The organism is Citrobacter sp. wls708 (assembly GCF_005281255.1).
Lineage (GTDB): Bacteria > Pseudomonadota > Gammaproteobacteria > Enterobacterales > Enterobacteriaceae > Citrobacter > Citrobacter werkmanii.
The window spans coordinates 441,276-466,244 of sequence record NZ_SZXE01000016.1; the positions used below are offsets into that span (position 1 = coordinate 441,276).

Consider the following 24,969-nt stretch of genomic DNA (forward strand, 5'->3'; position numbering starts at 1 on the left):
GCGGCAAACTGGCCACCCTGATTGCAACTTAACCTACCGAAGGCGTCGGATCATCACCTTTGATGATGTCACGCTTAACTTCGGTCACGGTGTCCCCTTTCGCATTATGCAGGTGCACTTCGAGCTGGTTAAAGGCGATATCAATGTCATTTTCACGACACAAACGATCGACCGCACGGTTAAGTTCGTCAACCGTATGGCTACGATCGCGCAGTTCACGCACGTATAAACGCAGCTCATGATCCAAGGTGCTGGCGCCGAAGGCGGTAAAGAACACCGCTGGTTCCGGATCGTGCATCACTTTCGGGTGTTCCATCGCCGCCTGCAACAGCACTTTCTTCACTTTCTCCAGATCCGAACCGTAGGCCACGCCAATGCGGATCACCAGACGCGTAGTGGTATCGGAAAGCGACCAGTTGATCAAACGCTCCGTCACAAAGGCTTTGTTCGGGATGATCACCTCTTTGCGATCAAAGTCGGTAATAGTGGTGGCACGAATACGGATCTTGCTGACCGTTCCCGAGAATGTTCCGATAGTCACGGTATCGCCGATGCGTACCGGGCGCTCAAACAGAATAATCAGACCGGAAACAAAGTTACCGAAAATCTCCTGTAAACCAAAACCAAGACCAACCGACAAGGCTGCGGCCAGCCACTGTAGTTTATCCCACGAGACGCCGAGCGAACCGAAGACCGTCATCGCACCGATGGCGATGATCGCATAGTTAAGAATGGTGGTGATCGCATACGACGCTCCCTGGCGCATCTTCAGTCGCGAGAGCACCAGCACTTCCAATAGTCCGGGTAAGTTGCGGATCAGCGCCCATGCGACCATTGACGCAATAATCGCAAACAGCAGGCTGCCCATGGTGACGCTTTTCACCACTGCGGCCCCCGCTTCTGAAGCGTTATAATGCCAGAGCGTAATGCTGTCGAGGTAACTGAACACGGTGATCAGATCGGACCAAATTGCCCAGAACAGAACACCAAACAAGGCAACCATCACCAGCATGGTGATACGTAAGGTTTGCTGGTTAACCTGCTCCAGCGCAATGGTCGGTTCTTCTTGCGGTTCTGCGCCTTCAGCCCCTTCTTTCACCAGGTTCTGACGACGCGCTAACGCACGACGCCAGGCGATACGCCGCGCCGCCACGCTCAACCCGCGGAGCACCGTCTGATACAACAGGTTCCAGACAATAACCAGATAAACCGTTTCAATCCAGCGGCCCGACAAGCGCAGCGTGGTGTAGAAATACCCTGTCGCCGTCAGCACCATCAATGCAATCGGGATAATAGACAACACGGTAATGGTGACCAGACGCAGACCATGCGACTCTTTGTCACGCCAGCTTTCACGGCACATTGGCCATACCAGGAAGGCGATCAGCAACAGGTTGAGGAAAATAACGGACTGACCAAGCACATCATCCATCAGATTGAGCGGCGACAGTTCAGCAACAACTGACCAGAAGTTAAGCGGTAACAACGCCAGGCTAATACGCACAATCTGGCGACGCCAGTGGCTGGTTTGCTTTGCAGGCATGCCAAAATGGCGTATCGCCACACCATCTTTTTCCAGCACCTTCCAGCACAGACCAAATACCAGCCAGAAGACAGTCATCTTCTTACTGAACGCCCACAGCAGGTCGCTGATATTCAGCTGCATGGTAAGCAGAATCAGCCCCACGGCGAGGATAATCAGACACGCTGGCAGCGCTCTGATGAGATCGATCAGTATCGCTTTTGGCGTATTGAGCTGACTGTCATTACGCAGGTTGCCTACCGCGGCGGCTAATTTCGCCTGATATTCTTTCAGCCATTTCAAACGCCAGCGGATTAACCCGGCAATGAGCAGCAGCGGCAACCCTGCCAGGAAGGCAATAAATACCGCCGGCCAGGCTTTTTCCCAGTTCACGGTGATTTTCATCGACTTAAACTGGTCTTTAAGCGTTTGCGGGAAGGCTTTGATCCAGTCCCAGTCCATTGGACGGTTACTGTTAACCCAAAAAATTTGCTGGGTGAGGATCCCTTTCAGGTTTTTCGACACGCTCATCAACTGCTGCTGGTTGATTTGCAAGTTAATCGCCATCATCAACTGGTTGCCCAGTTGCTTATTCAGCTGATCCAACAGCTCCCGGCGCATATCCACGACCTGCAGCAGGGCATCATGGACTTCACCGTTGACTTCGTTGCTGTGCCCTTCTTCCAGTTTGGCGACAAACGCATCATTCTGGAACAGGGCGTCACGCTGCTGGTTGACCTCAAATTGTTCCAGACGCAAATCGGCAATCCGGTTGGTCATATCAGCAAGCTCATCTGCCGACGGCAGCGTTTGTTGCTGCTGGTACAGAATACGTGACAACAACAGACTGCCTTTCAGGACGGCGATCTGTTCTTTAATATTGCGTTCGGATTGCAGCGCGCGATCGAGCCAGTTTTTAACCTTAATATTTTGCTGCATCAGGTTATTGCCGTTTTCGGTCGCGGCGATCAGACGCTGGCTAAGCTGATGGTTGACGTCCAGTTCCTGCTTCACTAACGGATTAGACTGAATACGTTCAGCTTCGTCAGGCGATACCGCTTCCTGCGCCGTCTTTTCGGTTAACGTCAGCCGTTTGCTGTTTACAGCCTCTTGCAGGAGCTGGAGCTGATGCTCAAGACGATTGCTGTTTGCCGTCACGTAATCGCGTTGTTTTTGCAAGGTGTCCTGCAAAATCGTATTGCCTTCAAGGCTTTTACGCTGTTGGTCGATCTGCGCGTTCAGTAGCGCCTGCTGCGCCTGCAGTAGCACCTGCTGGCTGGGGCGCAACGCCGCCTCCCCCACATTATTACCATCAAGCCGATTGCGGATTTGCTGCATTTGCTGCGACGCGGTGTACATCGCATTTTGCACGCGCTCTGGCTGAGTCTGCAGCGATACCAGTTGGCTGTTATAAGCGGCCAAATCATTTTGCGCGCTTTGCAGGTCATCCAATACCTGCGCCACGCGCGACTCCAGTTGACGTAAGGAGAGCGTACTCAGCGTTTTTCGCGTTTCATCGTCATTATCAACATCACTGAGCGAATTTAGCGCATCTGTCGCCTGACGCATTTTCTCCGGCGCCTCGGCAACTTTCTGCCGAAGCTGTACGGTCTCATCTTTCACGCGATCGATTTTATCCAGCGTGGCGATGGTATCGGTCAGATCCTGCTGAACCAGCTTATCCTGCGCGGAGAGATCTTTTTGTTTATTCAGCGCGTCCAGTTGGCTCTGAATATCCGCTTTCGTCGGCAGATCCCCACTCTGTTGCGCCCGTGCAAATGCTGACGACTGGCAAGAAAGCAATAGAATGAAGAAAAGAAAGGTAATAGCAATAAGATGCTGTGAACGTTTATAGAGCTGCAACATAGTCATGAGAATGAACGTTTCTGAACCGGAAAAGTGACCGGAAATAGTCAAGCGGCAAGAATATCACGGCTGTGAGCAGCAGAATAGCAGCAGGCAAAACGACCAGGATAATTCCTGGTTCAGACCGCAAAAGTTAGCAGGATTTCGCCACGTTAACCCGCAGGCTTGGGCAGAGAAGACACATCTCCAGCAGTACTGCGACGTATTCACGCGCGTCTTTTTTCAGATCAAAAGATTCAGGGGCAAATAACCAGTTCTCTATAATTCCCGTAACATAGCTACGCAACAGCACCGCCACGCGACGCGTGTTCAGATTTTCCGGCAGCATGTTGGCATTCATGCACTGCCGCAATGTTTGTTCGATACGGTCGTAATTCTCAATACACAGACTGCGTTGAGCGAGCTGAACAGAGGCCATTTCCCCGACAAATTCGCATTTGTGGAATATAATTTCCAACAACAAACGTCGGCGTTCTTCTGTCACGGTAGCTTCAAGAACGTAAATTAAAATTTCTCTTAATACTGATAGTGGATCGTCGGGGAATTTTGCTTGATACTCAGTCTCTAACTCATCAATGTTAGGTTTTGCTAGCTCCCAAATTTCACTGAATAAATCCGATTTGTTTTTGAAATGCCAATAGATTGCGCCGCGCGTGACACCAGCGGCTTTTGCGATCTCCGCAAGCGAGGTGGATGATACCCCTTGTTGCGAAAACAAACGCAGAGCAACATCGAGAATGTGCTGTCGTGTTTCCTGTGCTTGTTGTTTGGTTTTTCGTGCCATAGGTCAGTGAATTTACAGGCGTTAGATTTACATACATTTGTGAATGTATGTACCATAGCACGACGATAATATAAACGCAGCAATGGGTTTATGGGCTTTAAGCCATTGATCAATTTGAAATCGGACACTCGAGGTTTACATATGAACAAAAACAGAGGGTTAACGCCTCTGGCAGTCGTTCTGATGCTCTCAGGCAGCTTAGCGCTAACAGGATGTGACGACAAACAGGCCCAACAAGGGGGCCAGCAGATGCCAGAGGTTGGAGTTGTTACGCTCAAAACTGAACCTCTACAGATAACAACCGAACTCCCGGGTCGCACCAGTGCGTATCGCATTGCTGAAGTTCGTCCTCAGGTTAGCGGTATTATCCTGAAGCGTAATTTCACGGAAGGTGGTGACATCGAAGCGGGTGTATCTCTCTATCAGATTGATCCTGCGACTTACCAGGCCGCTTATGAGAGCGCAAAAGGCGATCTGGCCAAAGCACAAGCCGCAGCAAATATCGCTCAACTGACGGTCAAACGTTATCAGAAACTGTTGGGTACTAAGTACATCAGTCAACAGGATTACGATAGCGCGCTGGCAGACGCACAGCAGGCGAACGCCGCCGTTGTCGCCGCGAAAGCCGCAGTAGAAACTGCACGCATCAATCTGGCCTATACCAAAGTGACGTCGCCGATCAGCGGCCGCATTGGTAAGTCATCCGTTACGGAAGGCGCTCTGGTGCAAAACGGTCAGGCGACCGCACTGGCTACCGTTCAGCAATTGGACCCTATCTATGTAGACGTGACGCAGTCAAGTAACGACTTCCTGCGCCTGAAACAAGAGTTGGCCAACGGCACGCTGAAGCAAGAGAACGGTAAAGCGAAAGTCGAGCTGGTGACCAATGACGGCATCAAGTTCCCGCAGGCCGGTACGCTGGAATTTTCCGATGTTACGGTAGATCAAACCACCGGTTCGATTACGTTACGCGCCATCTTCCCTAACCCGGATCACACCTTACTACCGGGAATGTTCGTCCGTGCTCGCCTGGAAGAAGGGACTAACCCAACTGCATTACTGGTTCCGCAGCAAGGCGTTACCCGCACACCGCGTGGCGATGCCAGTGCCTTGGTTATCGGTGCAGATAACAAAGTTGAAATGCGTCAAATTGTCGCCGCACAAGCGATTGGCGATAAATGGTTAGTCACTGATGGACTTAAGCCGGGCGACCGCGTGATTGTCACTGGGTTGCAAAAAGTACGTCCTGGCGCGCAGGTAAAAGCCCAGGAGATTACCGCGGATAACAACCAGCAAGCCGCAAGCGGTAGCCAGCCTGAACAGTCCAAGTCTTAACTTAAACAGGAGCCGTTAAGACATGCCTAATTTCTTTATCGATCGCCCAATATTTGCGTGGGTGATCGCCATTATCATCATGTTGGCAGGGGGGCTCGCGATCCTCAAATTGCCGGTAGCGCAATATCCGACTATTGCACCGCCAGCAGTGACGATCTCCGCGACCTACCCTGGCGCTGATGCCAAAACAGTACAGGATACTGTTACGCAGGTTATCGAACAGAATATGAACGGTATCGATAACCTGATGTACATGTCCTCAAACAGTGACTCCACGGGTACCGTGCAGATCACCCTAACCTTCCAGTCTGGTACTGATGCGGACATCGCGCAGGTACAGGTGCAGAACAAACTGCAGCTGGCTATGCCGTTACTGCCGCAGGAAGTACAGCAGCAAGGGGTTAGCGTTGAGAAGTCATCCAGCAGCTTCCTGATGGTCGTCGGTGTTATCAACACCAATGGCACCATGACGCAGGAGGATATTTCCGACTACGTTGGCGCCAACATGAAGGACGCCATTAGCCGTACTTCAGGCGTGGGCGATGTTCAGCTGTTCGGTTCGCAGTACGCAATGCGTATCTGGATGGATCCGAACAAACTGAACAATTTCCAGCTGACGCCGGTTGATGTCATCAACGCAATCAAAGCGCAAAACGCCCAGGTTGCAGCCGGTCAGTTAGGTGGTACGCCGCCGGTGAAAGGCCAGCAGCTTAACGCGTCGATCATCGCGCAGACCCGTCTGACCTCCGCCGATGAGTTCAGCAAAATTCTGCTGAAAGTGAATCAGGATGGTTCCCAGGTTCGTTTACGTGACGTGGCGAAAGTGGAGCTGGGCGGCGAGAACTACGACATCATTGCGAAGTTCAACGGTAAACCAGCATCCGGTCTGGGTATCAAGCTGGCGACAGGCGCTAACGCCCTGGACACGGCAAACGCTATCCGCGATGAACTGAAGAAGATGGAACCGTTCTTCCCGTCAGGTCTGAAGATCGTTTACCCGTATGACACCACGCCGTTCGTGAAAATCTCTATTCACGAAGTGGTGAAAACGCTGGCGGAAGCAATCATCCTCGTGTTCCTGGTCATGTATCTGTTCCTGCAGAACTTCCGCGCGACGTTGATTCCGACTATCGCTGTGCCGGTGGTGCTGTTGGGTACGTTTGCCGTCCTTGCGATTTTCGGCTTCTCGATAAACACCCTGACGATGTTCGGGATGGTGCTCGCCATCGGCCTGTTGGTGGATGACGCCATCGTGGTGGTCGAGAACGTTGAACGTGTTATGGCGGAAGAAGGACTACCGCCGAAGGAAGCAACACGTAAATCAATGGGCCAGATTCAGGGCGCGCTGGTGGGTATCGCAATGGTGCTGTCAGCGGTATTTATCCCGATGGCATTCTTCGGGGGTTCTACCGGTGCAATTTACCGTCAGTTCTCCATCACCATTGTTTCCGCGATGGCGTTGTCAGTACTGGTGGCATTGATTCTGACCCCTGCCCTGTGTGCGACCATGCTCAAACCGATTGCTAAAGGCGATCACGGAGAAGGTAAAAAAGGCTTCTTCGGCTGGTTTAACCGCATGTTCGATAAGAGCACGCACCATTACACCGACAGCGTGGGCGGTATTCTGCGCAGCACCGGTCGTTATCTGGCGCTGTATTTGATCATCGTCGTGGGCATGGCCTATCTGTTCGTTCGTCTGCCAAGTTCGTTCCTGCCAGATGAAGACCAGGGGGTATTCCTGTCAATGGCTCAGCTGCCAGCGGGTGCAACGCAAGAGCGTACCCAGAAGGTGCTGGATGAAATGACGGATTACTATCTGACGAAAGAAAAAGCGAACGTTGAATCGGTATTTGCCGTTAACGGCTTCGGTTTTGCGGGTCGTGGTCAGAACACCGGTATCGCGTTCGTCTCACTGAAAGACTGGAGCGAACGTCCAGGTAAAGAGAATAAAGTTGAGGCGATTACCGAGCGTGCGATGGGCGCATTCTCGCAGATTAAAGATGCAATGGTCTTTGCCTTCAACCTGCCAGCGATTGTGGAGTTAGGTACCGCCACTGGTTTTGACTTCCAGTTGATTGACCAGGCTGGTTTGGGCCATGAAAAACTGACCCAGGCGCGTAACCAACTGTTTGGTGAAGTTGCGAAACATCCTGATCTGTTAGTCGGCGTACGTCCTAACGGTCTGGAAGATACGCCGCAGTTCAAGATCGATATCGATCAGGAAAAAGCGCAGGCGCTGGGTGTTTCCATTAGTGATATTAATACAACGCTGGGTGCCGCATGGGGCGGAAGCTACGTGAATGACTTCATCGACCGTGGTCGTGTGAAGAAAGTTTACGTCATGTCTGAAGCGAAATACCGTATGTTGCCGGAAGATATTGGCAACTGGTACGTGCGCGGCAGCGATGGACAGATGGTCCCATTCTCCGCCTTCTCTACCTCACGCTGGGAATACGGTTCACCGCGTCTGGAACGCTATAACGGTCTGCCTTCCATGGAGATCTTAGGCCAGGCCGCACCGGGTAAAAGTACCGGTGAAGCGATGGCGATGATGGAGCAACTGGCCAGCAAACTGCCATCCGGTATCGGTTATGACTGGACGGGTATGTCCTACCAGGAACGACTGTCCGGTAACCAGGCCCCTGCCCTGTATGCCATTTCACTGATCGTCGTCTTCCTGTGTCTGGCGGCATTGTACGAGAGCTGGTCAATTCCATTCTCCGTTATGCTGGTAGTACCGTTGGGGGTTATCGGCGCATTGCTGGCGGCGACATTCCGCGGTCTGACCAACGACGTATACTTCCAGGTAGGCCTGCTCACAACCATTGGGTTGTCGGCGAAGAACGCGATACTTATCGTCGAATTCGCCAAAGATCTGATGGATAAAGAAGGCAAAGGTCTGATAGAGGCGACGCTGGACGCGGTCCGCATGCGTTTACGTCCAATCCTCATGACGTCATTGGCCTTTATTCTGGGCGTAATGCCGCTGGTAATCAGCTCCGGCGCAGGTTCCGGCGCGCAGAACGCCGTTGGTACTGGCGTAATGGGCGGGATGGTGACGGCAACCGTGTTGGCTATCTTCTTTGTTCCGGTGTTCTTTGTGGTGGTACGCCGCCGCTTTAGCCGCAAAAATGAAGATATTGAGCATAGCCACTCAGTCGATCATCATTGATACCTCTCTAAAGATAAGGCCGCGCAAGCGGCCTTTTTTCTGGAAAAATCATAAAATCCACTTATTGAAATTCGGTTTATTTTCTCCGGCTTAAATAAGCGATATAATCCCTGTAGCCTTAAAGGCTATTCTTAAAAAGTGTTGAGAGTTCTTATTTACCTTAATAAATATTAAGATTATTCCTGGTTATCGCGCCGTCCTGGCGGTTGTTGCCTGTCGTTGCGATAGCTAATGAAGATAACCCGATGATTGCCCGAAGAATAAAGAAATTGTCCGATTTCAAATAACTGTACTTATCTGTTAAAATGTAAAAATGACGCCACGTCATAATTTTGCATAATTGTAATTTTTCGTGATATGACGATGAAATCTTTTTTAGACTAGATTATAGTTAAATCATCAGGAGTCGCGGGCAAGTTCCAGGTAGTTTGTTGTATCCATCCCGAAGGTGTTCGGTTAGTTTAAGCCACGAAGAAGGGGATGCGTTATGGATGAATACTCACCCAAAAGACATGATATCGCGCAGCTTAAATTTCTCTGCGAAACTCTGTATCATGACTGTCTTGCAAACCTTGAACAAAGTAACCATGGCTGGGTTAACGACCCTACCTCTGCAACCAGCTTGCAGCTCAATGAACTGATAGAGCATATTGCAACCTTCGCACTTAATTATAAAATTAAGTACAATGAGGACAATAAGCTGATTGCGCAGATAGATGAATACCTGGATGACACTTTTATGTTGTTCAGCAGTTATGGTATTAATACGCAGGATCTGCAGAAATGGCGGAAATCAGGTAATCGACTGTTTCGCTGTTTTGTCAATGCCACCAGGGCTAATCCTGTTAGTTTGTCTTGTTAAAAATTATTACAATCATAGGTAAGAGTTATGTCTGATAAACCATTAACTAAAACAGATTATTTGATGCGCCTGCGACGCTGCCAGACAATTGACACGCTTGAGCGCGTTATTGAAAAAAATAAATATGAATTGTCCGACAACGAACTGGCTGTATTTTACTCAGCAGCGGATCACCGTCTTGCTGAATTGACCATGAATAAGCTCTACGACAAGATTCCAACTTCCGTTTGGAAATTCATTCGCTAATTGCTCTCGAGGTTAAGTCAGGTATAGCGGGACATTTGTTTGTCTGACTGACCATTTTCGTATTTACAATGGTTATTTAATTCAAATCACGTGATTACGATCACAGCGAACCAACGGGAACGTTCCCTTTGCTTGCATTGCGTTTTACTGTGCTGAAATGATCATCAGGACACAGGGAATTCGTAATGAGTAAAGAAAAGCAAAAAATGATCGCCGGCGAACGCTATCGCCCGGCAGATGAAACGTTGCGCAAGGACCGACTACGCGCTCGTCAGTTGACTCACCGCTACAATCTCACCTCGCCAGAGGCAAAAAGTGAGCGTCAGGCCATCCTGCATGATCTGCTGGGTCAAAGCGAAGGTGCATATATTGAACCCTCTTTCCGTTGTGATTACGGTTATAACATCTATCTCGGTAAAGAATTTTACGCTAACTTCGACTGCATCATGCTTGATGTCTGTCCAATCCATATTGGCGACAACTGCATGCTGGCACCCGGCGTCCATATCTATACCGCGACACACCCTCTGGATGCGACCGAACGCAACAGTGGCCTGGAGTTCGGAAAGCCCGTGACTATCGGCAACAATGTCTGGATAGGTGGCCGCGCAGTGATAAATCCCGGCGTCACGCTCGGTGATAATGTCGTTGTAGCCTCTGGCGCGGTGGTGACGAAAAGCGTTCCGGCAAACAGCGTAGTCGGCGGTAATCCCGCGAGGATCATCAAAACGCTGTGATCTAAAATGTAACTGTTATGCTAAATTGCGGTTAATCTGTTACTACCTTCAGGTGGTATCCCCTTTTAAAATAGGGCGATCGCTCCTGAATTTTGCAGATATCACGAAGGCAAGAGATGACAGAAATACAGCGCCTGCTTACCGAAACAATCGATGACTTAAATATTCGCGAGAAGCGCGACAACAAACCGCGCTTTAGCATCAGTTTTATTCGCAAACATCCGGGGCTGTTTATCGGTATGTATGTGGCATGGTTTGCCACGCTGGCGGTAATGCTACAGTCAGAAACGCTGGTCGATTCGGTATGGCTGCTGGTAGTACTGTTTGTCATACTTAACGGCTTTTTCTTTTTCGACGTGGCGCCGCGTTATCGCTATGAAGACATCGACGTCCTGGATTTCAGAGTTTGTTATAACGGTGAATGGTACAACACGCGTTTTGTTCCCTCCTCACTCATCGACTCTATTTTGCACTCCCCTTCCGTTGATAGCGAGCATAAAACACAACTGCAAAAGATGATTTCACGTAAAGGCGAACTCTCGTTCTACGATGTGTTTACGCTCACCCGCCCGCAGGCCAGCCAGTAATTTCGCCTCTGACATAAAAAAGTGCGTCCCTGTAAAGGAAACGCACTTTAGTCCCTGAATGCCGGCAAAGAAATTAACGTCTTTTTTTACGGCCCTGTACCGCTTTAAATCGCGGATTTGTTTTACAGATAACATACAAACGCCCTTTGCGTTTCACTATCTGGCAGTCAGGGTGCCGCTGTTTTGCGCTACGAAGCGAATTGAGTACCTGCATTTTAACCTCGCTTAGCGCCAATAAAATGACCAAAACGTTTCTGGAAGCGGGCTGCGCTACCTTCGTTGTCAAAGGTCTTTTGTTTTCCGGTGTAATACGGATGTGACTTAGAAGAGATATCAAGGGTCACATACGGGTACGTTTTCCCCTCGAACTCAATCTCACGTTCGGTTTTGATGGTCGAACCGACCTTAAAGTATTCATTGGCACTGGTATCGTGAAACACCACGGTACGATATAAAGGATGGATATCCGGTTTCATGGTAACCTCAAATTGTTACGTTATAACATAATCATTAAAGTACACCACTCTTATTTAAATCACAACCTGATTTACGCGACGGGCAAACAAACGGGGTGATAAGTGGCCCTAAATATATGATGCCAATCGAATAGCTTTTTCGGCTTTCGGATATACTTTCCTTACGCTGTGTTAATAAGGATATCATTGTGACAACACGACATCTGATAAGCCTGGTGACAGGGGTGCTGTTTCTTTCTATCCTCGCCCCCGTAGGTTTAAGCTTGTGGCTGGCACATCGTCAGGTCGAAACAAAGTTTATTGATGAACTCGATATGTTCTCCACACGAGTCGCATTGCGCACAGAACGCGTCGGCGAGCAGGCCAGGAAAGCATTACGCCACATAGAGTCCTTTCAGGGAGTGCCTTGTAGTGATGAGCATCTGCTGGAAATGCGTCGCTTGTCATATAGCTATCGCTATATTCAGGAAGTGCTGTATCTCAAAGACAATGTTCCACAATGTTCATCTCTGGAAAAAAACAGCCAGGCTGCCGCATTTCCACCAGCAATGAAAGTCACGCCGGATGGATATCGCGCATGGCTTACTACGCAAAATGATTTGGGCATCAAGCGTTTTATGGCAGCTTTAGGTAGCGAGCATTATGTCGTGATGGTCGATCCGGGTTCCTTTATTGATGTCATCCCGTTTGGCTCATGGCCAATCGAAGTCACTATCATTGGCACCGCGCGCAACGTGGTGGTTGCCAGTAGCGCCGCGCTGCCATCGGACGTTTTGCAGCATGTAAAACAAGAGCATTCGATCACTCATTTTCAGAAAGATAGCAATATTTTTAATGCCCGCCCCTTTCCTGAACTGGGCATCACGATCGTCACCTGGGCATCTACCCTACCATTACAAAAAACCTGGCACCGACAAGCCCTGATCTGGCTCCCGGCCGGGATTATCATCGGCCTGCTTACCGCCGCCTTTATTCTGCGCATTTTGCGTCGCTTACAGTCCCCCCATCACCAGTTGCAGGATGCTATCCAGCATCGGGATATCAAGGTCCATTACCAACCCATTATCTCGCTCACAACGGGAAAAGTGGTCGGGGCAGAAGCACTGGCCCGTTGGCAGCAGGCCGATGGGAGCTATCTGTCGCCTGAAATTTTTGTCGCGATGGCGCAGGAGACCGGACTGACAAAACCCCTCACGCGTTTGATAATTGAAAGCGTATTTGACGATTTAGGAAAATGGCTGCGTCAACACCCGGATCAGCATATCTCCATAAACCTTGAGTCAGCCGATCTGGCTTCTGAAACGCTTCCCGCGCTGTTAGGCCAGAAGGTAAAGCACTGGCAACTTAAGCCAGCGCAAATCGCGCTGGAACTGACCGAACGCGAGTTTGCCGATCCGAAAAACAGCGCGCCGTTTATTGCTAAATATCGTCAGGCGGGACACTCAATATACATCGATGATTTTGGTACCGGCTATTCCAGCCTGAGCTATTTACAGGATCTGGATGTGGACATCCTGAAGATCGATAAATCCTTTGTTGATGCCCTGGAGTACAACAACGTGACGCCGCATATCATTGAGATTGCCAAAACGCTGAAGCTGGAAATGGTGGCAGAAGGTATCGAAACTGAAAATCAGGCAGCCTGGCTACGCCAACATGGCGTGCAGTACGGTCAGGGTTGGCTTTACAGTAAAGCACTGCCAAAAGCGGAATTTATTCTGTGGGCTGAAAAACGGCTGTGACATGGCTGTTGATGTTGAGATGGCTGGCGGCACGCCGCACAGCCAGTCACATCACTCGTCCATAATGGGCGCAAATCCGCCGTAGATCATTCGTTTGCCATCAAATGGCATAGACTCACCGAATTCCTTCATACGGGGATCGGACATCATCTTCTGATTCGCCGCATCGCGGACCTCTTTGGAAGGGTATTCAATCCAACTGAATACCACCTCTTCATGATCCTGCGCTTTCACTGCCATGCGAAAATCAGTTAATTTGCCGTCAGGGACATCATCTGCCCAGCACTCCACCACGCGTAATGCGCCGAACTCCTTGAAAAGCGGAGCTGCTTTCGCCGCCATCGCAATGTACGCCTCCTTGTTGTCAGCGGGTACGGCAACGACAAAACCATCAACATACTTCATGAGAAAAACCTCCGAAGTGTACTGCGCGGCAAGCCGATTCTGGCCGCGTCAGTCGAGGTTAAGTTTAGTCGCCAGCAGGCGATCGTGCCCCAGGTTCACTCCTGACTCGGATACGCGACTGTGGCTGGTGGCGAAACCACGGCAGGCAAATCTGAATTAACGGCCCGATAGCCAGCGCATACAATACCGTGCCAACCCCCACGGTTCCTCCCAGCAGCCAACCAATAAGCAACACTGACACTTCAATTGCGGTGCGAATGCGTCGTACTGGCCATCCGGTACGTGCGTGAATACCGGTCATCAGGCCGTCCCGTGGACCCGCGCCAAAACCAGCGCCAATGTATAAGCTGGTGGCTAATGCATTCAGGATCACCGCGGTCACCAGCAGGACGCTGCGCGCCGGCAGGGATTCGAATCCCGGAATCACCACCAGCGCGGCATCTGCCGCCAACCCAATCATAATAACATTGCTCAGGGTGCCAAATCCGGGACGCTGGCGTAGCGGTATCCACGCCAGCAGCACCAACACGCCTACGACAATAATCACCACGCCGATATTCATCGACAGTAAATTGGCCACCCCCAGATGAAACACGTTCCACGGATCGGCCCCTAAATCGGCGCGAACAAACATGGCCGTCGACACACCGTACAGCGCCAGACCGATATACAGCTGAAGTAAACGACGCAGCATGCTTTTTCCCCTCTCACTCTCAGATAGCTTTCATCTTCCCCGCAATTGGCACTATGATTAACGTCCAGTTTTCAAAAAGTGGACTGCTATGTCATCTCGCCGTTATGGAAGTCAGTCTTTGCAGCGCCTGCTCGGCCACTGGCAGGAAAGCCCCTCGCGAACGCCCCTCTGGCGACAGCTGGCAGAAGCGCTACGTCTATTGATTCTCGATGGTCGGCTGGCGCTGGATAGCCGTTTGCCCGGCGAGCGTGAACTCGCTGCCGTTCTGGAAGTGAGCCGAACCACCGTCGCCAGCGCGATGGCGCAACTGCGTGAAGAAGGCTATCTGGAGAGCCGTCATGGGAGCGGTTCGCGGGTTATTCTGCCGGAACATATTCGCCATGTGCCAACGAGAACCAGCACTGGCACAGCGCTTGATTTGTCCACGGCAGCGCTCAGTGCCGGTCCCGAAATTCATCAGGCTTATCAGCAAGCGTTGTTCGCGATGCCGCAGCATCTGCTGAGTTCCGGGTATCTGCCGCAGGGGCTGCCAGCTTTGCGTGAATCCATCGCCCGGCATTATTGCGAGCGCGGACTCCCAACGCAGCCCGATGAAATAATGGTGGTGAATGGCGCGGTCAGCGGTCTGGCGCTCATCCTGCGTTTGCTGACAGGTCCTGGCGATCGCGTCGTCGTTGATCACCCCACGTATCCACTGGCGATTGCCGCTATTCAGGGCGCATCCTGTCGACCCGTTGGCGTGTCGCTACCCGGGCAGGGTTGGGATACGGCGGGTCTGGTCGCCACTATTGCGCAAACGGCGCCCAGAATGGCCTACCTGATGCCGGACTTCCACAACCCGACCGGGCGTTGTATGGACGCCGCAACCCGCCAGGTCGTGGCGGATATTGCCGAAAGAACACGTACGACGTTGGTCGTCGATGAGACGATGGTGAACCTGTGGTACGACGCCCCGCCACCACCGCCGCTTGCCGCGTTCAATCGCGATGCCCCAATCATTTTACTGGGTTCGGCAGGGAAAAGCTTTTGGGGAGGATTACGTTTGGGTTGGATTCGGGCTTCGTCACGAACAATTGCCGCCCTGGTACAAACCCGCGACACTTTCGATTTGGGCTCTCCGGTACTTGAACAACTCGCCACCCGTTGGTTGTTGGATAACGCCGGGCGCTTTCTGCCTGACAGAAGACGCTTGCTGGCATCGCAGCGCGACCTGTGCTCCAGCCTGATGCATACACATTTCCCGGAATGGCAGTTTACCCAACCACAAGGAGGACTCTCTTTCTGGGTCGAACTGCCCGATACGCTGGCGACGCTCTTTGCTGCGCGCGCCGAAAGCGCGGGGATTCAGTTAGGAACCGGTACGCGCTTCGGCCTCGATGGCGCATTCGATCGTTTTTTGCGCATGCCCTTCACATTGCCGGATGATACAGCACGCGCCGCCTTCAGGGTGTTGCAACCCATTTGGGATAACCTGCGTTTGCAGGCCAGCAGCGGGAAAATGCGCAAAATAATTTAAGCGACGGGCCAAAGGACCCGCTTTTGTATGTTGTGACGGACAACAACGTCCCGGCACAATTAAAACTGCGGAGGAACCGGAAAACCTTTCAGGGAAATCACAAAATTCTCACCGTCCTTCTTAATTTTTGCCCCGGCATCACACCAGTCGGAAGCAATACGGAAGAACTCATCGCTGCCGACATTCCAGCTCAGGCGAACATGTTTCACATAGCCAGATCGCAGCAATTCACAGGCTTCGCTGTAATTACAGGCGGTTGAGAACGATTGTTGTTTCATTTTTTCTTCTTCAGTAATCTGCGCAATGCTTTGATTTCTTTAGGAGTCAGTGCATCAACGACGGATTCTTCCGTATGCTGGCTGTCGATATCCTCAGCGGAGACTCCCGCCTCTTCAACGGCGGAAAAGGCGATCAGCAGCAGCTTTTCCGTCGCGACACTTAGATTTTCATTATGCACTTCGGCGTAATGACGAAGTTTTTCTTTCAGCGCTTCATCAATTTTGACATTCAGTACAGCAGTCGACATTGTAAAAAGTCCTTGTGATCGGCGACGGTAAAAGCGTCAAACAACATCCCCGAAACACATTGACAGCATTTGATGACAATAAAATGACAATACAGTGACAAAGAAAAAGAAGATAAGCAGAAGGAAATTGCCGGACGGCAGAATTGGGTGGGGGCCCTGCCAGCTACATCCCGGCACACACGTCATCTGCCTTGGCTGCTTCCTTCCGGACCTGACCTGGTAAACAGAGTAGTGTTGCGGGAGAACCAACAGAGCCCCCATTGAGAGCGTTGTTAACCAACGCGCAGGCGCATTATCACTGGTGTACCCTGTAAATGCAACCCATCCAGCATCGGATGCTGTTTTCTTGCGCAATGCGGCTTCACTCACTCGCCATTCAGGATTATGCTGAAGGATTAGCGCAGGAATAAATGATGGATATACAAGACACTTTCCCCCAACGCGTCTGGCAAATCGTCGCGTCAATCCCCGAAGGATTCGTCACCACCTATGGCGATGTCGCCAGACTTGCCGGATCGCCGCGCGCTGCGCGCCAGGTGGGCGGCATACTTAAACGTCTCCCCGAAGGCAGTTCCCTGCCCTGGCACCGGGTCGTCAATCGTCACGGCGCTATTTCATTGACGGGCCCCGATCTGCAACGACAACGTCAGGCGTTGCTGGCAGAAGGGATTGTCGTTTCCGGCAGCGGGCAAATCGATTTACAGCGCTATCGCTGGGTGTACTAACCCTCTCCTCATGGAGAGGGTTACGACTGCTTTAGTACTGCGTGGGAGCAGGAACGGCTGAAGACGGAGTCACCTGGGTTGGTGAAGTCGAAGGCACCGTGGTGGTTGCGCCGCCGCCAGCATTAAGCGGGACTGCGGTCTGCTGCACGGGAACCAACGTCAGGTCGGCTTTCGTCCCGCCCTGATTGATAACCGTCTGAACGGTATCGGTTATAAAGACCAGTTTGCCATTCACCGTAATTGCCGCACTCAGCAGAATACGCGCGTTGGGCTGAATATCTGCCGGGTTAAACGGTAATACAAAGCTAAATGGCGCTTGCTTGCCTTCAGTACGCACCGCTTTTTGCGACAACACTTTTGATGGCGCATCGGCCAGCGACGCATCCGACAGCGTAACGGTCAGCACAGCATCCGGTGGCAAGGCCACTTTCTGGCGGATCCATACTGTACCAGATACATTCGGCTGTTGAATTTTAGACTGTGTGTCAGAAATTGACGTATTAGGGCTTGGCGCAGGTGTCTGAATATCTGCACTTTTATCGGCGCAGGCCGCCAGAGCGACTGCAACCGCTAAACCACTTACCATGTGCACGAGTTTCATTAAATTCTCCTTATCATCTATGCACCAGCGAGAACTTTCCTCGCCAGAAGAGTGGTTAACAAAAACATAACGTGATTAAGTGTGGCACAAGACAGCTGTTTTTGCCTGTAATAGGCCAGTAATTCAGACAATTGCACCCATCGGACCACTTTTAAAATTGCGTTATACTCTGCCTAACTCGCGCGACATCGATATCACCTGGAGAGCTCCTATGAGTCTGGCACTCAAAAATTTGCTGACACTGTTAAATCTGGAAAAAATTGAAGAAGGGCTCTTTCGCGGCCAAAGTGAAGACTTAGGGTTACGTCAGGTTTTTGGCGGACAGGTTGTCGGTCAGGCGCTGTATGCCGCGAAAGAAACCGTTCCGGAAGAACGTCTGGTGCACTCCTTTCACAGCTACTTTTTACGCCCCGGCGATAGCCAAAAACCCATCATTTATGATGTAGAAGTCCTGCGTGATGGTAACAGCTTCAGCGCGCGCCGCGTTGCCGCAATCCAGAATGGTAAACCCATTTTTTACATGACCGCCTCCTTTCAGGCACCAGAAGACGGGTTTGAACATCAGAAAACCATGCCGGATGCGCCGGGTCCCGATGAGCTGAAATCAGAAACAGAAATTGCCCGCTCAGTGGCGCATCTTCTGCCACCGTTATTGAAAGAAAAGTTCATCAACGATCGTCCGTTGGAAGTGCGCCCGGTGGAGTTTCATAACCCCTTAAAAGGTCATGTCGCACCTCCGACCCGTCAGGTATGGATCCGCGCCAACGGTGAACTGCAAGACGATCTGCGCGTCCATCAGTATCTGCTGGGTTATGCCTCAGACCTGAACTTCCTGCCCGTCGCCTTGCAACCGTACGGGATTGGTTTTCTGGAAAAAGGGATTCAGATCGCCACCATTGACCACTCAATGTGGTTCCATCGTCCGTTCAATATCAATGAATGGCTGCTGTATAACGTCGAAAGTACTTCCGCCTCCGGTGCCCGGGGCTTTGTGCGCGGGGAATTTTATACGCAGGATGGCGTGCTGGTCGCTTCTACCGTACAGGAAGGGGTCATGCGTAATCGTAATTGATGTCTTATCCGGCCTACAGGCTACATCGTTGTAGGCCGGATAAACGTTAGCGCCATCCGGCATATTGAGAAATCAGGCGTTGTAAGCGTTCTCGCCGTGACTGTTCACATCCAGACCTTCGCGTTCCTGCTCTTCTGGTACGCGCAGACCAACCGTCATATCTGCCAGCTTATAACCAATGAAGGCCACCACGCCGGACCAGACGATGGTGATTGCTACGCTTTCCAGTTGCACCAGTAACTGATGCCCCATGGTCACGCCCTCGGCAAACCCCACGCCCCCCAGCGAGCTGGCGGCAAAAACCCCGGTCAGGATACAGCCGACAATGCCGCACACGCCGTGAACACCAAACACATCACACGGATCGTCCACGCGCAGAAAACGCTTCAGCATCGTCACTCCCCACAGGCCCGCCAGACCGGCTGCCACGCCAATAATCAACGCGCCGCCGACACCGATATAACCACATGCAGGCGTTACGCCAACCAGACCCGCAACGGCCCCAGAACAGGCCCCCAGCAGAGAGGGCTTCCCGCGCAACGCCCATTCCCCGAAGATCCACCCGAGGATGGCGGCAGCGGTGGCGACCACGGTATTGACGAAAGCCAGCGCAGCGATTTCATTCGCCGTGCCCGCAGAACCGGCATTAAAGCCAAACCAGCCAATGTAGAGAATGGCGGTGCCAGTGAAGACCATCGGCAGGTTATGCGGCTTAAAAGCTTCTTTACCAAAACCGACGCGTTTGCCAATCAGATAAGCCCCCACCAGACCGGCTATCGCCGCGTTGATATGTACAACCGTCCCGCCGGCAAAATCCAGTGCGCCGTGAGAAGCCAGCAAACCACCGCCCCAGACCATGTGGGCTATTGGGATGTAAGACAGCGTTAACCACACGACCACAAAAATCAGTACCGCCGAGAAGCGAATACGCTCAGCCAGCGCCCCAACGATAAGCCCAACGGTGATACAGGCGAAAGAGCCCTGAAAAGCAACGTGAATATACTGGTAGAAGCTCCCCGTGACCGCCGTCAGCGCAATGTTCTTCAGTAATACCCAGTTGAAGTTGCCGAAGAAATTATTCCCTTCGCCAAAGGCCAGTGAATAGCCATAAACCACCCATAAAATACACACCAGGGCAAATGTCACCGTCACCTGAGTCAGCATCGACAACACGTTCTTACCGCGAATCAAACCGCCGTAAAACAGCGCAATGCCAGGAATGGTCATAAACAGCACCAGCGCGGTACAGATCATCATAAAAGCGTTATCCGCTTTATCCGCGACCGCCGGTGCCGCCATCGCCAGTCCCGGCAACAGCGCCAGTGAAGCAATACCTGTTTTCATCGTTGCTATCTTCATTTTTTGGTTTCCTATCACTGTGTGCCAGACGTTACAGTGCGGCTTCGTCAGTTTCGCCGGTACGAATACGAATCACGCGTTGCAGCTCGGCGACAAAGATTTTGCCGTCGCCAATTTTTCCGGTGTAGGCCGCCTTGCTGATGACATCGATCACTTCATCCAGTTGGTCATCGGCAATCGCCACATCAATCTTCACCTTGGGCAAAAAATTGACGCTATATTCAGCCCCACGGTACAGCTCGGCATGACCTTTCTGTCGGCCAAACCCCTTCACTTCGGTGACGGTCAGCCCCTGAATACCAATAGATGACAAGGCTTCGCGGACGTCTTCCAGTTTGAACGGTTTGATTACCACGGTAACCAGCTTCATAGATCCCCTCCAGTCAGAATTCAGTAGTGGCTGCAGATACACCAGATGAATACTGCAAGGGATGTGCCAGGAATGAAAAAGCAGGATGATTCGGGCCAGCCGAGGGGAGTGGGGGGAGAAAAAGAAAAAACGCACTATAACGGTGCATAGTGCGTTACATTTTTGCACCAGATTGTTGATTGCCGTCCGGCCTACGATACCGGGTTGGTCTCAGCTATCAGGCAATAATGGAATCCTCTTGCGTACTGGCCGCCAGCTCTTCGCCCGCCAGCTGCAGTTGATACATCTGCCAGTAACGGCCTTGCGCCGCCAGTAATTGCTGGTGCGTACCACGTTCAACCGCCTGTCCACGGTGCAGTACCAGAATGGTGTCCGCATCGACAATCGTCGATAAGCGATGCGCAATCACCACCAGCGTGGTGTGTTCACGTACCGCCGCCAGCGCTTGCTGAATCGCCTGTTCCGTGCCGGAGTCAATACTGGCCGTGGCTTCATCGAGGATCAGTACCTGCGGCGTTTCAACCAGCACCCGCGCCAGCGCCAGCAACTGTTTCTGCCCAACGGAGAGATTATTGCCCTGCTCGCCCAGCCGGGTATGAATTCCCTCGCTCAGGCTGCGCGCCAGTTCCGCCAGTTGCACGGTTTCCAGCGCCTGCCATACCCGCGCTTCTGAGATATCGCGGCCCAGCGTGACGTTTGCCAGGAAGGTATCCGCCATCACCACCGGATCCTGCTGCACCATCGCGATGCCCTGACGCAATACCCCGTGGCTCAGCGAAGACAGCGGTCTCCCATCAAGGCGGATTTCCCCCTGCGTCAGCGGGTAGTATCCCATCAGCAGACTTGCCAACGTACTTTTGCCGCTGCCGGTGTGCCCGACCAGGGCCACAAAGCTACGCGAAGGCACGGACAGACTGATGTTTTGCAGCACCAGATTGTCGTCACGATAAGCAAATGAAACGTTATCTACCTCGATATCCCCACTCTTTAGCGGCTGGTCATCGTCACCATAGCGTTGACGTGGCCCATCCATCAATTCGAACACACGTTCACCGGCGACAACCGCCTGCTGCAGCATTGACTGCTGGGTCGTCAGCTCGATAAGCGGCTCGTTCAACCGCCCGAGATAGCTAATAAACGCATACAACACCCCCACCTCGATCGAACTGCCAGAGGTAAAGCTGAACAGCATCAATAAACCGCAGAGGATCAGCGCCGAGAAAAGGCTAAGCAGCGGACGCAGCAAAAAGCCATCCAGTCGCAGGGTCTGCATCCGCGCCATATAGTGCGAACGGCTGGCCTCGCCCATTCTCTCGCCAAATCGCGCCTGCTGACGGAACTGCTGGATAACACTCATGCCGTTGATGACTTCGTTAAAGCCATCGTTAATATCCGCCAGATAAGCGCGAACCCGGCGCACAATCGGTGTGCTGTAGCGTTGATAAATCACCATCACCACCAGCACCGCCGGGAAAATGACCATCGCGACCAGCGCCATACGCCACTCCAGGCTAAACATCGCCACCAGCATCGCGCCGATCAAGGCCGCACTGCGCAGAACCGTTGCCACTACCGTCACATACAGGTCACGAATCACTTCAGTGTCATTCGTCACTCGGGAGATAAGCTGCCCGACGGGCTGAGTATCAAAGGCGCTGAGCGGCTGGCGAAGCGCTGCGTCCATGACATCGGTACGCAACTGTTGCACCACGCCAACTGCTGCTTGATTAAATAACAGTGACTGCGCGTAATGCAGACCCGCCGCCAGCAGCTGCAATCCCACATACGCCGCAACCAGCCCGGCGACCATCGCCAGCGGCAGGTTGTTTTTCGCCACCATGTTATCGATAAAATAGCTAATCAGCAGCGGGCCGCTGACTTCAGCCGCAGCCGCCACCCACAGCATGACTACCGCTATCGCCAGCGGTTTTCGCCATGGCGAACCGTACTTCAGCAGCCTTTTCAGGGTCGGCCATAATTGCCCAAAACTACGCATTAGCCGCCTCCCCGTTTATCTCTGGCGCATCGGACAGCGCCGCTTCCAGTTGCTGATAGCGGAACATATCGCGATACCAGCCTGGCTGCTGCACCAACACATCATGCTCACCACGCTGAGCAATATGCCCATGCTGCATCACAATAATCTCGCTGGCTTCCGTCAGGGCAGATAAACGGTGAGCGCTGATAATCACAGTTCTGCCTTCACCCCACTGGCGCAGGTTATGCAGGATCTGATGCTCGGTACGACCGTCTACTGCCGACAGCGCATCATCCAGGATCAGAATTTCAGCATTCAACAGCAACGCGCGGGCAATAGAGATTCGCTGTTTTTGCCCGCCGGACAGCATCACGCCGCGCTCGCCCACTTCGGTATCATAGCCTTGCGGAAGACGTAAAATATCCTCATGAACGCTGGCGAGACGCGCCACATGTTCGATCTCTTCCTGCGTGGCCTGCGGGCGCCCTAACGCGATGTTATTGGCGACGGTATCTGAAAACAGGAACGGCGTCTGGCTAACCACCGCCAGCCGGCTGCGCCAGCTATCAAGTTGTAAGCGCGATAACGGGATATCATGAAAACGTATATCCCCTTGGCTGATATCGAAATGACGCTGGATCAGCGACAGCACCGTACTTTTCCCCGCGCCGGTCGGGCCGCAGATGCCCAGCATCTGTCCGGGTCTGAGCTGGATATTCACGTTTTCCAGCGCTGGCTGAGCCGTCAATGGGTAGCGAAATTCGCGAATCGCCACCGCCAGCTCGCCGCGTCCTTCCGGCACCGGTTCAGTACCGTCATCCACCACCGGCGCTTCAGCCAGCATGGCGCGAATACGGCTGTAGGCGGCGCTGCCGCGTTCAACAATGTTAAACATCCATGCCAGCGCCAGCATCGGCCAAATCATCAGACCGAGATACATCATAAAGCTGGTGAGCTGGCCGAGCGTCAGCGAACCGTGCACCACCATCCAGCTTCCTCCGGCAATCGCCAGCAGGTTAGCCATCCCAATGGCGATATAAATCGTTGGGTCAAAACGGGCGTCAATACGCGCCACCCGCAGGTTTTTCTTACCGGTGTCTTCAGCATCTGCGGCAAATAACGCCGACTGCCGATCCTCCAGGCCAAAAGCCTTGATCATGCGAATGCTGGTCAGGCTCTCCTGAGTACGATCGTTAAGACTGGAGAACGCCGCCTGCGCCAGCTTAAAACGGTGATGGAGTCGATCACCGTAACGTTTGATCATTAACGCCATCACCGGCATCGGCAGTAGCGCAATAAGCGTCAGTTGCCAGCTTATCTGCGTAGACATCACGATCAGTACCGCACACCCCATCACCAGCGAATCCACCAGCGTCAGCACGCCTTCGCCAGCGGCAAACACCACTCGATCAACATCGTTAGTGGCGCGCGCCATGAGATCACCCGTACGGTGGCGCAGATAGAACTCGGGGTGCTGGCGACTCAATTGACGGTAATAATCTTCCCGCAGCTCAACCGCCAGTTGGTAGGATGCGCCAAACAGCAGTACGCGCCAGACATAGCGCAGCAAGTACACGACCACCGCAATCAGGGCGATTGTGCCAACCCACATCAGCAGCCGCTCGGTGGTGAAGCGTTGCGCTGTTACGCCATCCACAATGATCCCGACCACTTTCGGCGGGATAAGCTGAAGGATAGCGATGATAATAAGCAGAGCCACTGCTCCAAGGTAGCGACGCCACTCCCGGCGGAAGTACCAGCTTAATTGAGCAAATAATCGCACGCGTTATGTCCTGACAAGATTTCCGGCAATGAGCGCCGGGAGAATTATTCAATCGGTAGAGCAGTTGTGTATTTAATCTGTTCCATCGCAAAGCTGGAGGTGACATCAGACAGGCCCGGCACGCTGTTCACCAGGCGCTTATAAAATTCGTCATAGCTTTTCATATCGGCGACCTGGACCCGCATCAGGTAGTCATACTCCCCTGCCATACGCCAGAATCCCAGAACTTCCGGCATTCCGGTGACTTCGGTGACAAAGCGGCAATACCATTCGCTGCTGTGGTGCTGAGTCTTGATCAACACAAACGCGGTTAAGCCCAGCCCCAGTTTTTCGGGATCCAGCAGGGCGACTCGCCCCAGCAGGATACCATCATCTTCAAGCCGTTTGAGGCGTTTCCAGCAAGGGGTGGTTGTCAGATTAACGGCATCTGCTAACGCCTGCAAAGAAAGGGTGCAGTCTTGTTGCAGTAAGCCGAGCAGCTTACGGTCAATTTTGTCTAACATATCCACTCCACAGAGAAGAATTTTCTCCTTACATTCTATTTTAAAGGCTAAATGGCAACAATTTTTTCCGTGCTTTTCGCTATTCTGGGCACAAAATGACAAATGGAT

General features: G+C 52.3%; 23 protein-coding genes, 1 other RNA gene and 1 pseudogene. 10 read left to right on the top strand and 15 right to left on the bottom strand.

The window, feature by feature from the left end; genetic code table 11:
- Positions 1-28 precede the first annotated feature (28 nt).
- Positions 29-3,394: a mechanosensitive channel MscK gene (mscK, locus tag FDW97_RS11815; RefSeq protein ID WP_137351073.1), complete on the bottom strand. Its 3,366-nt coding sequence runs from the start codon at positions 3,392-3,394 to the stop codon at positions 29-31.
- A gap of 127 nt (positions 3,395-3,521) precedes the next feature.
- Positions 3,522-4,172 carry a multidrug efflux transporter transcriptional repressor AcrR gene (gene acrR / locus FDW97_RS11820; protein WP_069323969.1) on the bottom strand — a complete coding sequence of 217 codons (651 nt, stop codon included), beginning with the start codon at positions 4,170-4,172 and terminating at the stop codon, positions 3,522-3,524.
- Positions 4,173-4,313: 141 nt separating this feature from the next.
- On the opposite strand from acrR, the gene acrA reads away from it, so the two are divergent.
- The 6 genes from acrA (at position 4,314) to FDW97_RS11850 (ending at position 11,111) form a co-directional block, all read left to right on the top strand.
- Positions 4,314-5,507: a multidrug efflux RND transporter periplasmic adaptor subunit AcrA gene (gene acrA, locus FDW97_RS11825; RefSeq protein ID WP_038638348.1), complete on the top strand. Its 1,194-nt coding sequence runs from the start codon at positions 4,314-4,316 to the stop codon at positions 5,505-5,507.
- 22 nt (positions 5,508-5,529) lie between these two features.
- On the top strand, positions 5,530-8,679 hold the full coding sequence (gene acrB, locus FDW97_RS11830; protein WP_038638345.1) for an efflux RND transporter permease AcrB: 3,150 nt from the start codon (positions 5,530-5,532) through the stop codon (positions 8,677-8,679).
- Positions 8,680-9,166: 487 nt separating this feature from the next.
- Positions 9,167-9,541, top strand: a complete 375-nt coding sequence (gene tomB, locus FDW97_RS11835) for an Hha toxicity modulator TomB (protein ID WP_003021733.1) — start codon at positions 9,167-9,169, stop codon at positions 9,539-9,541.
- Positions 9,542-9,568: 27 nt separating this feature from the next.
- Positions 9,569-9,787, top strand: coding sequence for an HHA domain-containing protein (locus FDW97_RS11840; protein WP_002892050.1), 219 nt, complete (start codon positions 9,569-9,571; stop codon positions 9,785-9,787).
- A gap of 185 nt (positions 9,788-9,972) precedes the next feature.
- Positions 9,973-10,524 (top strand): maltose O-acetyltransferase, encoded by a 552-nt coding sequence (gene maa / locus FDW97_RS11845; protein WP_121528689.1) that lies wholly within the window; start codon positions 9,973-9,975, stop codon positions 10,522-10,524.
- A gap of 116 nt (positions 10,525-10,640) precedes the next feature.
- A complete protein-coding gene (locus FDW97_RS11850) occupies positions 10,641-11,111 on the top strand; it encodes a YlaC family protein (protein ID WP_069323967.1) in 471 nt (156 codons plus the stop codon).
- Positions 11,112-11,184: 73 nt separating this feature from the next.
- Here the strand turns inward: FDW97_RS11850 and ykgO are convergent, their stop codons facing one another.
- Positions 11,185-11,325: a type B 50S ribosomal protein L36 gene (gene ykgO / locus FDW97_RS11855; protein WP_005125190.1), complete on the bottom strand. Its 141-nt coding sequence runs from the start codon at positions 11,323-11,325 to the stop codon at positions 11,185-11,187.
- Between the two features lies 1 nt (position 11,326).
- Entirely contained in the window at positions 11,327-11,587 is a 261-nt protein-coding gene (locus tag FDW97_RS11860) for a type B 50S ribosomal protein L31 (protein ID WP_137351074.1), read from the bottom strand.
- A gap of 188 nt (positions 11,588-11,775) precedes the next feature.
- Here FDW97_RS11860 and FDW97_RS11865 point away from each other — a divergent pair, with 188 nt between their 5' ends.
- On the top strand, positions 11,776-13,329 hold the full coding sequence (locus FDW97_RS11865; protein WP_085047627.1) for an EAL domain-containing protein: 1,554 nt from the start codon (positions 11,776-11,778) through the stop codon (positions 13,327-13,329).
- Between the two features lie 51 nt (positions 13,330-13,380).
- Here the strand turns inward: FDW97_RS11865 and FDW97_RS11870 are convergent, their stop codons facing one another.
- Both FDW97_RS11870 and FDW97_RS11875 read right to left on the bottom strand, forming a co-directional pair.
- A complete protein-coding gene (locus FDW97_RS11870; protein ID WP_085047628.1) occupies positions 13,381-13,734 on the bottom strand; it encodes a DUF1428 domain-containing protein in 354 nt (117 codons plus the stop codon).
- 64 nt (positions 13,735-13,798) lie between these two features.
- Entirely contained in the window at positions 13,799-14,428 is a 630-nt protein-coding gene (locus FDW97_RS11875) for a YitT family protein (RefSeq protein WP_137351075.1), read from the bottom strand.
- Positions 14,429-14,516: 88 nt separating this feature from the next.
- Here FDW97_RS11875 and FDW97_RS11880 point away from each other — a divergent pair, with 88 nt between their 5' ends.
- Complete coding sequence (locus FDW97_RS11880; protein WP_121528688.1) at positions 14,517-15,944, top strand: PLP-dependent aminotransferase family protein; 1,428 nt, start codon at positions 14,517-14,519, stop codon at positions 15,942-15,944.
- Positions 15,945-16,003: 59 nt separating this feature from the next.
- Here the strand turns inward: FDW97_RS11880 and FDW97_RS11885 are convergent, their stop codons facing one another.
- The 3 genes from FDW97_RS11885 to ffs form a co-directional block, all read right to left on the bottom strand.
- Positions 16,004-16,222 carry a hypothetical protein gene (locus FDW97_RS11885; RefSeq protein WP_137351076.1) on the bottom strand — a complete coding sequence of 73 codons (219 nt, stop codon included), beginning with the start codon at positions 16,220-16,222 and terminating at the stop codon, positions 16,004-16,006.
- Positions 16,219-16,470 (bottom strand): hypothetical protein, encoded by a 252-nt coding sequence (locus FDW97_RS11890; RefSeq protein WP_038638313.1) that lies wholly within the window; start codon positions 16,468-16,470, stop codon positions 16,219-16,221. Before FDW97_RS11890 ends, FDW97_RS11885 begins: the two co-directional genes overlap by 4 nt.
- A gap of 154 nt (positions 16,471-16,624) precedes the next feature.
- An RNA gene (ffs, locus tag FDW97_RS11895) (signal recognition particle sRNA small type) lies at positions 16,625-16,721 on the bottom strand.
- A gap of 84 nt (positions 16,722-16,805) precedes the next feature.
- Between ffs and FDW97_RS11900 the strand changes: the two are divergent.
- Positions 16,806-17,195: pseudogene (locus FDW97_RS11900) on the top strand (MGMT family protein).
- A gap of 31 nt (positions 17,196-17,226) precedes the next feature.
- Here the strand turns inward: FDW97_RS11900 and FDW97_RS11905 are convergent.
- A complete protein-coding gene (locus FDW97_RS11905) occupies positions 17,227-17,796 on the bottom strand; it encodes a YbaY family lipoprotein (RefSeq protein WP_038638307.1) in 570 nt (189 codons plus the stop codon).
- Positions 17,797-18,007: 211 nt separating this feature from the next.
- On the opposite strand from FDW97_RS11905, the gene tesB reads away from it, so the two are divergent.
- Complete coding sequence (gene tesB / locus FDW97_RS11910) at positions 18,008-18,868, top strand: acyl-CoA thioesterase II (protein ID WP_038638304.1); 861 nt, start codon at positions 18,008-18,010, stop codon at positions 18,866-18,868.
- 72 nt (positions 18,869-18,940) lie between these two features.
- Here tesB and amtB read toward each other — a convergent pair whose 3' ends face one another.
- From amtB to decR, 5 genes are all read right to left on the bottom strand, one after another.
- Complete coding sequence (gene amtB, locus FDW97_RS11915) at positions 18,941-20,227, bottom strand: ammonium transporter AmtB (RefSeq protein ID WP_085047630.1); 1,287 nt, start codon at positions 20,225-20,227, stop codon at positions 18,941-18,943.
- A 31-nt stretch (positions 20,228-20,258) separates the two neighbouring features.
- Positions 20,259-20,597 carry a P-II family nitrogen regulator gene (gene glnK, locus FDW97_RS11920; protein ID WP_006685697.1) on the bottom strand — a complete coding sequence of 113 codons (339 nt, stop codon included), beginning with the start codon at positions 20,595-20,597 and terminating at the stop codon, positions 20,259-20,261.
- Positions 20,598-20,814: 217 nt separating this feature from the next.
- The gene (locus tag FDW97_RS11925) at positions 20,815-22,593 is read right to left on the bottom strand and encodes a SmdB family multidrug efflux ABC transporter permease/ATP-binding protein (RefSeq protein ID WP_137351077.1); all 1,779 of its coding nucleotides are present in this window, start codon (positions 22,591-22,593) and stop codon (positions 20,815-20,817) included.
- Positions 22,586-24,358 carry a SmdA family multidrug ABC transporter permease/ATP-binding protein gene (locus tag FDW97_RS11930; protein ID WP_137351078.1) on the bottom strand — a complete coding sequence of 591 codons (1,773 nt, stop codon included), beginning with the start codon at positions 24,356-24,358 and terminating at the stop codon, positions 22,586-22,588. Before FDW97_RS11930 ends, FDW97_RS11925 begins: the two co-directional genes overlap by 8 nt.
- Positions 24,359-24,402: 44 nt before the next feature.
- A complete protein-coding gene (gene decR, locus FDW97_RS11935) occupies positions 24,403-24,861 on the bottom strand; it encodes a DNA-binding transcriptional regulator DecR (protein ID WP_003831023.1) in 459 nt (152 codons plus the stop codon).
- Positions 24,862-24,969 lie beyond the last annotated feature (108 nt).